Below are 10,412 nucleotides of genomic sequence, written 5' to 3'. Positions count from 1 at the left end.
GCTGCCCGCCTCCGACCGCGCAGCCGCCTTCGCCGAGCTGCGCCGCCGCCCCGACCCGGTCTACTTCGGAGACCGCGCCACGGGCCGGGGCTTCCACGCCCTGGTCCGGCACGCCGACGTCGTCGAGGCCAGCCGTACGCCCACCGTCTTCCTCTCCGGCCCGGGTGTGACCACCCCCGAACCGGCCCGCTGGGTCCGGCTGCTGTTCGGCGACTCGATGGTCAACCTCGACGACCCCCGCCACGCCCAGCTGCGCCGGATCGTCTCGCGGGCCTTCACCCCGAGGCTGCTCGGCCGGGTCGAGGAGGACGTCCACCGCACCGTCACCGCGCTGGTGGACGAGGTCGAACTCGGCCGGCCCGAGGACTTCGTCGCCGCGGTCGCCGCGGAGCTCCCGTTCCAGGTGATCTGCACCATGATGGGCATCCCCGAGCGGTCGCGCCGCGCCATCCTCGACCTGGTCAACCGCACCTCCGAGGACATCGGCGTGGCCCGCCCGCTGCGCCGCCGCCTCCGGATGCCCGGGCGCGGGCTGGCGGCGCTCGCCCGGATGCAGGGCATCGTGGCCTCGATCGGCCGCGAGCGCCGCCGCCGGCCCACCGAGGACCTGATCTCCGCGCTGGTCACCGCGGATGTGGACGGCCGTCGGCTCACCGGCCGCGAGCTGGGAGCCTTCTTCACCCTGCTCCTGGTCGCCGGGGTCGAGACCACCCGCAACGCGCTCGCCCACGGCCTGCACCTGCTGACCGCCCACCCCGAGCAACGCGCCCTGCTCCTCGCCGACCTGGACGGGCGGCTCGACGGAGCGGTGGACGAGATCGTCCGCCATGCCACGCCGATCATCCAGTTCCGCCGGACCCTCGCTGTCGACCACGTGCTCGGCGGCCCGGGCGGACCGCTGCTGAGGGCGGGGGAGAAGGTCGCGCTCTACTACGGCTCGGCCAACCGGGACGAGACGGTCTTCCCCGACCCGGACGCCTTCGACATCACCCGCACCCCCAACCCCCACCTCGGCTTCGGTGGCGGCGGTCCGCACTACTGCCTCGGCGCGCACCTGGCCCGGCAGGAGATGACGGCGCTGTTCCGCGAGCTGTTCACCCGGCTGCCCGAGGTCCGGTCGGTCGGCGAGCCGGTGCTCATCCCGTCCAGCTTCGACCACCGGGTCCGCTCGTTGCGCTTCACCTTCTGAAGCTGCCGGCCGCGGATCAGAAGGCCAGCGCCCAGGCCGCGTGGTCGTGTGCGAACAGCACCTGGCCCGGCGCGTGCTCCGCGACCTGGTCCAGCCAGCCCCGGTAGCCGGGCAGCGGCGCGGCCATCCCTTCGCGCGCCGCCTGCCGGGCGAGCACCGCCTGTCCGTACTCGGAGGCGAAGTCGTACGCCTGCCCGGCCAGCAGGATCGAGCAGTTGCCCTGGCGTTCGACCAGCAGTGACTGGTGGCCCTCGGTGTGTCCGGGGGTGGGCAGCACCCGGACGCCGGACCAGATCTCGGCCTCGCCGTCGAGCTCGCGGTAGACGGCGCCGGGGAAGTCGACCAGCGCGTCGATGGTGTGGCCGCCGCGCCGGGCGGTGGCCAGCTCGCTCGACTGGACCAGGATGGGCTTCCCGGCGAACAGCGGGTTGCCGCCGCAGTGGTCGAAGTGCAGGTGGCAGTTGACCACCAGGTCGATGTCCCCGATCGAGACGCCGGCCGCCGCGAGCGCCTCCGGCAGCGGACGCCGGACCGGGCGGTAGTGCGCCTCGGTCTCCGGTGAGCCCGCGCCGATCCCGGTGTCGAACAGCAGCAGGCCCTCCGGCCCCCGGACCAGGTACGCGAGCACCGGTTCCACCCGTGGTTCCGGGCCGCCGACTTCGGACGCCGGCCGGACGAAGTAGCCCAGGTCGAGACGGCGGATGGTAAACATTCGTCCCCCTTGTCGCACAGCCCCCTTGTGCACGGCCCGGTCGGCCGCATTTCGCACCCTACCCGCCGGCCTGCGGCCCCCTGTCCGGCTTCACCCGCCTCCTCGCCGATACCCGGCGGGCATCGAGCAGGCATGGAGGAGGCGACGGGTCGGCGATGACCTGATGGTGGACCCACGGCGGAGCAACAGTGGACCGGTGACGGGTCGGTGGTGGACCGACCCGGGTGAACCCGCCGCCGGCGCCGACGCCCACCGGAGGTGACGCCGGTGGTGGCGGGCGTCACGGCGGACGCCCACGAAGCGGAGCACAATGCCCGGCATGACCGATCGTCCGACGCAGCCCGGGGCCGAGCCCGCCGACCGCCCCACCGCCGACGCCTGGGCCGCCCTCGGGGGGCCGGCCGAACTCCTGAAGCGGGTGGGCTTCCACGGCCCGCGGTCCGTCCTGCCCTCGGGCCTGCCGGTGCGCCGGCTCGCCCGGGCCACGGTGGCGGCCTGCTCGCTGGCCGCCGCCGAACTCGCCGCCCACCGGGCCGGCGGCCCCGTCCCCGCCGTCCGGGTGGACGAGGGCGCCGTGGCCACCGCCTTCGTCAGCGAGCGGCACCTGGCCGTCGACGGCCGTACGCCGGTCAGCTTCGCCCCGCACTCCGGTTTCTGGCGCACCGCCGACGGCTGGGTCCGCACCCACGCCAACTACCCGCACCACCGCACCCGGCTGCTCTCGGCCCTCGACCTCGCCCCGGACTCCGGGCCGGAGCGGCTCGCCGAGGTGCTCGGCGGGCTGCCGGCCGAGCAGATCCAGGAGCGCGCGTACGCGGCGGGAGCGCTCGCCGTGGCCGTCGCGCCGGTGAGTGCGACCGTGCACCCCCTGGTGGAGCGCCGGACGGTCGGCAACGCGCCCGTCCGGTCCCTCGGCGCGGCCCCGGTGGACCGGCCCGCCGCAGGGATCCGGGTGCTCGACCTCACCCGGGTGATCGCCGGCCCGGTCGCCACCCGTACTCTCGCCCTGCTCGGTGCCGACGTCCTGCGGGTCGACTCGCCCCACCTGCCCGAGGCCGAGGATGCCCACGCCGACACCGGCTTCGGCAAGCGCTCCACCCGCCTCGACCTCGCCGACCCGGCCGATCGCGCCACCTTCGAGAGCCTGCTCGCCACCGCCGACGTCGTCGTCACCGGCTACCGCCCCGGTGCCCTCGACGCCCACGGCCTCGCCGCCGAGGCACTGCTCGCCCGCCGGCCCGAGCTGATCGTCGCCCAGCTCTGCGCCTGGGGCTGGACCGGCGCCTGGGCCGGACGCCGCGGCTTCGACAGCCTGGTGCAGGCCGGCGTCGGCATCGCCGCCCACGAGGCCGCGCCCGACGGCCGCCCCGGCGTCCTGCCCGCCCAGGCCCTCGACCACGGCACCGGCTACCTGATCGCCGGCGCGGTCCTGCGCGCCCTCACCGAGCAGCGCACCGACCGCCCCGGCGGCCGCCACCTGCGCTTCTCCCTCGCCGGCACCGCCTCCTGGCTGCTCCACGGCATCACCCCCGAGCCTCCGTCGGCACCGGCACCGGCACCGGCACCGGCACCGGCACCCGGTACGGACGGCGAGCCGTACGACCCGGCGCGCTGGCTCGCCGAGGTCGACTCGCCGTACGGGCGGCTGCGGCACGCCCTTCCGCCGATCGGCTACGAGGGCGCGCCCGCGGACTGGGCCCGCCCGCCGGGGCGCTGGGGGACGGACGCGCCGGTCTGGCTCTGACGGAGGCGGCCCGCACGCCCCGAGGAAGCGGCCCGCACGGTTCAAGGAAGCGGCCCGGCCCCGCGTCGAAGCGGTGCCGGGCCGTGCGGCCGGGTCGGTGGGGCCCGGCCGTCAGACCCCGGAGGGGATCCGCTTGGCCTCGCCGCGCACCTGGATGGCCGTCACGATCTCGACCAGGCCCAGGACCACCAGCCAGCACCCGGCCAGCACGGTGAGTGCGGCGATCGAGCCGACCGGCCAGACCATCAGCAGCACACCGGCCAGGGTGTTGGCCACGCCAGCGAAGGCCTGCCAGCCGCGGGCGGGCATCAGCGGGTCGGAGATCGCGGCGGCCAGCTGGGTGATGCCGCGGAAGAGCCAGCCGATCCCGATCCAGAGCGCGAGCAGCAGCAGCGACTGCACCGCGCTGCGGAAGCAGAGCAGCCCGAGCAGCACGCTGATCGCGCCGCTGATGAAGGCCAGCACCCGCATCGCGGTGGTGGCGTGGGTGCCGAACGCGGCGACCAGCTGCACGATGCCGATGACCAGCAGGTAGAGGCCGAACAGCACGCCCACGACCAGCAGCGTCTGCCGGGGCCACACGAAGACGACGATCCCGAGTGCGAGCGAGGCCAACCCGGCGACCAGCAGGACCTGCCAGGCGGCCTTGGCGAGCGTGCCGAGCGGTCCCTGGACCGGGGAACCGTCGGGGGTGATGATCGGCTGGACCACGGTGGTGCACTCCTCGGAGCGGGGGTGGAAAACGGGGGTAGAAGACGAACCCCAGCGTCTCCGCACCGTGGTCCGATCGCAGGTCGGGTACGGCCGTTCGAGTGATTCCCCGCAGTCACCGGAACGACATCCTCCGGCCACTCGCCGTCGATATCATCCGGCGGTATGACTTCTGAAGGGTGGGGGACCCCTCCGGTCGAGCCGATCAGCCAGCACTACATCGTCTGCGGGGGAAACGCGCTGGCGCACCGGCTGGTCCTGGAACTCGTTGAGCACTACGAAGTCCCGGTCGTCGTCCTGGTCGCCGACCGCACTCGTGACCACGCGCCGCAGATCGAGCAACTCGCCGGTGTCGCAGCCGTGGTCGAGTACCCGAACATCACCGAGGAGGCGCTGCGCGCGGTGTCCGTCGGCACCGCCCGCGGCCTCGCGCTGGTCGAGGGCAGCGACCAGGAGAACATCCACGCCGCGCTCAGCGCCCAGGACCACAACCCGGACATCCGCATCGTGTTCCGGATGTTCAACCAACGCCTCGGAGAGAACATCGAACGGCTCCTCAGGAACGGCGCCGCGCTGTCCGGTTCCGCCACCGCCGCACCGGCCTTCGCGGCCGCCGCGCTCGGACAGCCCAACTCGGTGGAGGTCGGAGGGCGCTACCTCCACGTCGCGTTCGACGAGGCCATCACTCCCGACCGGATCTGCGTCGTCGCCGACCGCGTCGACCGCCAGGACCTCAGCAAGCTCCGACTGCTCGCACCGCAGGAGGGCGACTCGGCCGAATTCGTCCGGCTCGCCACCGAGTTCGGCGACGACGGGCCGTTCCGCCCGGGCGGGGTGCGCCGCGAACCGCCACCGGCGACCGAACCCGAACCCGAACCCGTGCCGGGCGGGGTCGCCGCACTCCAGGCGCTGCCCATCGAACCCCGGGAGGTGACCAACTGGGGGCGGCGGCTGTACTGGAGGCTGCTCGACACCATGCGCTTCTTCACCAGCGCCCGGCTGCGACTGGTGCTGCTCACCGCGCTCGCCGCGGTGCTGATGTCCTTCGCCGTGCTCTGGTACCTCAGCCGGGACTTCGGCTGGACGGTCTACATCTCGCTGCTCGACCTGGCCGGCGCCGCCCAGCCCGACCAGCCGACCGACCTCACCGCCGGGACGGGGACGGGCGGGGCCTGGCAGCGGGTCGCCCAGGTGGTGATCACCATCTGCGGGATCACCTTCGCGCCGGTCGCCACCGCCATCGCGGTCGAGGTGCTCGGCTCGGGGCGGCGCGGACTGCCCCGCAACCCCAGCGCCGGCACCCGTGACCACGTGATCGTCCTCGGGCTCGGCAACGTCGGCACCCGGGTCGCGACCCAACTGCACGAACTGGGCGTGCCGGTGGTCTGCATGGAACGCGACCCGCAGGCCCGGGGCATCGCCGCCGTCCGGGCGCTCGGCATCCCGGTGGTGCTGGGCGACGGCCCGTTCGAGGAGCAGCTGCGCCGTGCCCGGCTGAAGCACAGCCGGGCGGTGGTCGCGGTCAGCGGTGACGACGCCACCAACCTGGAGGCGGCCCTGGAAGCGCGCCACGGCAACCCTGATGTCCGGGTGGTGGTGCGGCTGTTCGACGACAACTTCGCCCGGCACTTCTACCGGACTCTGGACAACGCGGCCTCCCGCTCGGTGTCCTACCTGGCCGCGCCCGCCTTCGCCGCCGCGCTGATGGGCAGTGAGGTACGTGGGACGCTGTCGGTGTTCCGGCACGTGCTGCTGATCGCCGAGCTGACGGTGGAGGACGGCAGCGGGCTCATCGGTCTGAACCGGCACGACCTGGAGGACCCGGGCGGTGTCCGGGTGATCGCGGTCGCCTTCGCCCGCAGCGCGCAGCTGCACTGGAACTTCCCGGACCGCACCCGGCGGCTGGCCCCGGGCGACCGGATCGTGGTCGCCGCCTCCCGCAGCGGACTGGCGCGACTGAACACGGTGCTGGTGGAAGAGGGATGACGGCGGGCGGGCCGACGGGTCGCGGTGGACGGGGTGAGGGCGAACAGGTGACAGTGAACGGGTAACAGCGAACAGCTGACAGATTTCAGATGTTGAAATCTGTCAGCTGTTATCCGTCGACTGTTCGCCGCCAGCCGTCAGCCGCCAGCCGTCGTTCGCCGCTCGCCGTCCCGCCGTCAGCGGTTCTCGAACTTCGGCGCCCGCTTCTCCGCGAAGGCCGCCATGCCCTCCTTCTGGTCCGCCGTGGCGAAGGCCGCGTGGAACAGTCGGCGCTCGAAGCGGACGCCCTCGGCGAGGGTGGTCTCGAAGGAGCGGTTGACGCTCTCCTTGAGCATGATGGCCGCCGGGGTCGACATCGCCGCCACCGTCTCGGCGGTGGCCAGTGCCTCCGCCAGCAGCTGGTCGGTTGGGACGATCCGGGAGACCAGGCCGGCCCGCTCCGCCTCCTCGGCGCCCATCATCCGCCCGGTGAGGCACAGCTCCATGGCCTTCGCCTTGCCGATCGCCCGGGTGAGCCGCTGCGAGCCGCCGATGCCCGGGATCACGCCCAGCTTGATCTCCGGCTGCCCGAACTTCGCGGTGTCCGCCGCCAGCAGGATGTCGCACAGCATCGCCAGCTCGCAGCCCCCGCCCAGCGCGAACCCGGCCACCGCCGCGACGACCGGCTTGCGCAGCGCGCCGAGCCGGTCCCACGGGCCCAGCCAGTCGTCCAGGTAGACGTCCGGGAACCGGTTGCCCTGCATCTCCTTGATGTCGGCGCCGGCCGCGAAGGCCTTCTCCGAACCGGTGATCACCAGACACCCGATCTCCGGGTCCCGGTCGAAGGCCGTGGCGGCCGCGACCACCTCGTTCATCAGCTGGGTGTTCAGCGCGTTGAGAGCCTTGGGTCGGTTGAGCGTGATCAGCCCCACCCGGCCCTTGCGCTCGACCAGGATCGTCTCGTAGGTCTCGGTCTCGGTCATCGCCGTTACTCCCATTCCGCTGCTCGGCCATTTCGCTGCTCGGCGCCGTACGGGCGCGCCCTGACCACCCAACGATCTACGACGCGCCCCGCCTCGCGCCAGTCTTGGTATGCGAGACGCCGGTCACCAGCACAGTGGGGGCACCGGCGCGTCGGAGCCGCGGGTGCGTCAGGGCCGCGGGGCCGTCAGAACCGGACGCCGTAGCGCTCCGCCGCCAGCCGTACGGTCTCGGCCTTGACCTCGCCCCGGCGGGCCAGCGCGGCCAGCGCCGCGACCGTCACCGATTCGGCGTCCACGCCGAAGTGTCGTCGGGCGGCCGCCCGGCTGTCGGAGAGGCCGAAGCCGTCGGTGCCCAGTGAGGTCCAGTCCTGCTCCACCCAGGGCCGGATCTGGTCGGGTACGGCGCGCATCCAGTCGCTGACCGCCAGCACCGGTCCGGGTGCCCCGGCCAGTGCCCGGGTGACGTACGGGACGCGGGCCGCCGCGCCGGTGTGGGCCGCCGCCTGGGTCAGGTTGGCCGCGTCGCAGTCCAGCGCCTCCCGGCGCAGTTCCGTCCAGGACGGTGCCGACCAGACGTCGGCGGCCACGCCCCAGTCCTCGGCGAGCAGCCGCTGGGCGGTCAGCGCCCAGTGCACGGCGGTGCCGGAGGCGAGCAGTTGGAGCCGCGGGGCTGCGGCGGGCAGGGTGTCGGTGTCCGCCTCGCGGTAGCGGTAGAGGCCGCGCAGGATGCCGTCCGTCACCTCGGCGCCGGCCGGTAGCGCGGGCTGCGGCAGCGGCTCGTTGTAGACCGTGAGGTAGTAGAACACGTCCTCGCCGTGCGGGTGTCGCTCGCTGTGGCCGTACATCCGGCGCAGGCCCTCGCGGACGATCACGGCGACCTCGTATCCGAAGGCCGGGTCGTAGGAGAGCGCTGCCGGGTTGGTGGAGGCGATCAACTGGGAGTGCCCGTCGGCGTGTTGCAGGCCTTCGCCGGTCATCGTGGTGCGTCCGGCGGTGGCGCCGATCAGGAAGCCGCGGCCCAACTGGTCGGCCAGTGCCCACATCTGGTCGGCGGTGCGCTGCCATCCGAACATCGAGTAGAAGATGTAGAACGGGATGACCGGCTCGCCGTGGGTCGCGTACGCGGTCGCGGCTGCGGTCAGCGAGGCCATCGAACCGGCTTCGGTGATGCCCTCGTTGAGGATCTGGCCGCTCGCCGACTCCTTGTAGTGGAGCAGCTGGTCGCGGTCGACCGGGTCGTAGGTCTGCCCGAGCGGGGAGTAGATCCCGGCGGTCGGGAACAGCGACTCCATGCCGAAGGTGCGCGCCTCGTCCGGCACGATGGGCACCCAGCGGTGGCCGGTCGCCTTGTCCCGCATCAGGTCCTTGACCAGGCGGACGAAGGCCATCGTGGTGGCGATCTCCTGGGTGCCGGAGCCCTTGAACAGCGTCTCGAAGGGCTTGGCGGGCAGTTCGGGCAGCGGGGTGAAGCGCACCCGCCGGGCCGGAGCCGGTCCGCCCAGAGCGGCGCGGCGCTCGCGCAGGTAGCGGGCCTCCGGCGAGTCCGGGCCGGGGTGCGCGTACGGGACCAGCTCCTCGTTCAACGCGCTGTCCGGGATCGGGAGTTCTAGCAGGTCGCGCATCGCCCGGAACTCGGCGCCGGAGAGCTTCTTCATCTGGTGGTTGGCGTTGCGGGCCTCGAAGCCGGGGCCGAGCGTCCAGCCCTTGACGGTCTGCACCAGCACTACCGTGGGCGCGCCCCGGTGCTCCAGGGCCGCCCGGTAAGCGGCGTACACCTTGCGCGGTTCGTGGCCGCCCCGGGAGGTCGCGACGGTCTCCAACAGCCGCCGGTCGTCGACGGTTTCGGCGAGCGCGCGCAGTTCGGGGTCGGCGTGGAAGAGGTGCTCGCGGATGTAGCGGGCGTCGGAGGCGGCGTAGGTCTGGAACTGCCCGTCCGGCACCTCGCCCAGCCGGCGCACCAGCGCGCCCGTGGTGTCGCGGGCCAGCAGCTCGTCCCAGGCCTCGCCCCACAGCGACTTGACCACGTTCCAGCCGGCCGCGCGGAACTGGCGCTCCAGCTCCTGCACGATCTTGCCGTTGCCGCGGACCGGCCCGTCCAGGCGCTGGAGGTTGCAGTTGATCACGAAGGTGAGGTTGTCAAGGCCTTCGCGCGCGGCCAGGGCGAGCGCGGCGGTCGACTCCGGTTCGTCCATCTCGCCGTCGCCGAGGAAGGCCCACACGTGCGAGCCGGAGGTGTTCTTGATCCCGCGTGCGGTCAGGTACCGGTTGAACCGGGCCTGGTGGATCGCCGAGAGCGGGCCCAGGCCCATCGAGACGGTGGGGAACTCCCAGAACCAGGGCAGCCGGCGCGGGTGCGGGTAGGAGGGCAGTCCGTCGCCGCCGGTCTCCTGGCGGAAGCGGTCCAGCTGGGCCTCGGAGATCCGTCCCTCCAGGAAGGCGCGGGCGTAGACGCCGGGTGCGGCGTGGCCCTGCACGTACAGCTGGTCGCCGGAGCCGTCGACCTCCTTGCCCCGGAAGAAGTGCTGGAAGCCGACCTCGTACAGCCAGGCGGCGGAGGCGTAGGTGGCCATGTGCCCGCCGAGGCCGCCGCGGTGGTTGCCCCTGGTGACCATGGCGGCGGCGTTCCATCGGTTCCACGCGGTGATCCGCCGCTCCATCTCCTCGTCGCCGGGGAACTCCGGTTCGGCGGTGGTCGGGATGGTGTTGACGTACGGGGTGTCCAGCAGCGGCGGGAGGCCGAGCCGGCGTAGTTCGGCGTGCTCGACGAGGCGGCGCAGCAGGTGGGCGGCGCGGTGCGGTCCGCCGAAGTCGCGGGCGGCGTCGAGGGAGTCGCGCCACTCCGCGATCTCTTCGGGGTCTTGGTCGGGAAGCTGGTCGAACTGGGACACGGGTGGTTCCCCTTTGCCGGTGCGCTTCAGATCGGCGATTCCGCAGATATTCCGGGATGCGGAATAGCATTTCTCTTCATGGAACTCACTCTGGACGGTAGGGAGCGGAAGGGGTGTGAGTCAACCATTACCGGTGGGTAATATGAGCGATGATCGATCATTTCCACACGAACCATTGAGTCGTCAAGTGGAGCCCGAGCCGAGGGCGGCTCGGCGGTGC

The 10,412-nt window shown here is 72.8% G+C and carries 7 protein-coding genes; 3 read left to right on the top strand and 4 right to left on the bottom strand.

What is annotated here, in order from left to right:
• A partial coding sequence (locus tag J0670_RS18090; protein ID WP_207812645.1) for a cytochrome P450 occupies positions 1-1,189 on the top strand: 1,189 nt, incomplete at its 5' end.
• A gap of 16 nt (positions 1,190-1,205) precedes the next feature.
• On the opposite strand, the gene J0670_RS18085 is transcribed toward J0670_RS18090, so the two are convergent.
• Positions 1,206-1,901, bottom strand: coding sequence for an N-acyl homoserine lactonase family protein (locus J0670_RS18085; protein WP_207812644.1), 696 nt, complete (start codon positions 1,899-1,901; stop codon positions 1,206-1,208).
• A gap of 319 nt (positions 1,902-2,220) precedes the next feature.
• Here J0670_RS18085 and J0670_RS18080 point away from each other — a divergent pair, with 319 nt between their 5' ends.
• Positions 2,221-3,645: a CoA transferase gene (locus tag J0670_RS18080; RefSeq protein WP_207812643.1), complete on the top strand. Its 1,425-nt coding sequence runs from the start codon at positions 2,221-2,223 to the stop codon at positions 3,643-3,645.
• A gap of 111 nt (positions 3,646-3,756) precedes the next feature.
• Here J0670_RS18080 and J0670_RS18075 read toward each other — a convergent pair whose 3' ends face one another.
• Entirely contained in the window at positions 3,757-4,356 is a 600-nt protein-coding gene (locus J0670_RS18075; protein ID WP_207812642.1) for an HdeD family acid-resistance protein, read from the bottom strand.
• 165 nt (positions 4,357-4,521) lie between these two features.
• On the opposite strand from J0670_RS18075, the gene J0670_RS18070 reads away from it, so the two are divergent.
• Positions 4,522-6,342, top strand: coding sequence for an NAD-binding protein (locus J0670_RS18070; protein ID WP_207812641.1), 1,821 nt, complete (start codon positions 4,522-4,524; stop codon positions 6,340-6,342).
• A gap of 176 nt (positions 6,343-6,518) precedes the next feature.
• Here J0670_RS18070 and J0670_RS18065 read toward each other — a convergent pair whose 3' ends face one another.
• Positions 6,519-7,304, bottom strand: coding sequence for an enoyl-CoA hydratase (locus J0670_RS18065; RefSeq protein ID WP_207812640.1), 786 nt, complete (start codon positions 7,302-7,304; stop codon positions 6,519-6,521).
• A 185-nt stretch (positions 7,305-7,489) separates the two neighbouring features.
• A complete protein-coding gene (aceE, locus tag J0670_RS18060; protein ID WP_207812639.1) occupies positions 7,490-10,192 on the bottom strand; it encodes a pyruvate dehydrogenase (acetyl-transferring), homodimeric type in 2,703 nt (900 codons plus the stop codon).
• Positions 10,193-10,412: the final 220 nt, after the last annotated feature.

Origin of the sequence: Streptomyces sp. FH025 (assembly GCF_017427025.1) — a bacterium.
In the GTDB taxonomy this organism is placed as follows: Bacteria; Actinomycetota; Actinomycetes; order Streptomycetales; family Streptomycetaceae; genus Kitasatospora.
This window is presented reverse-complemented; position numbering and strand designations above follow the sequence as displayed.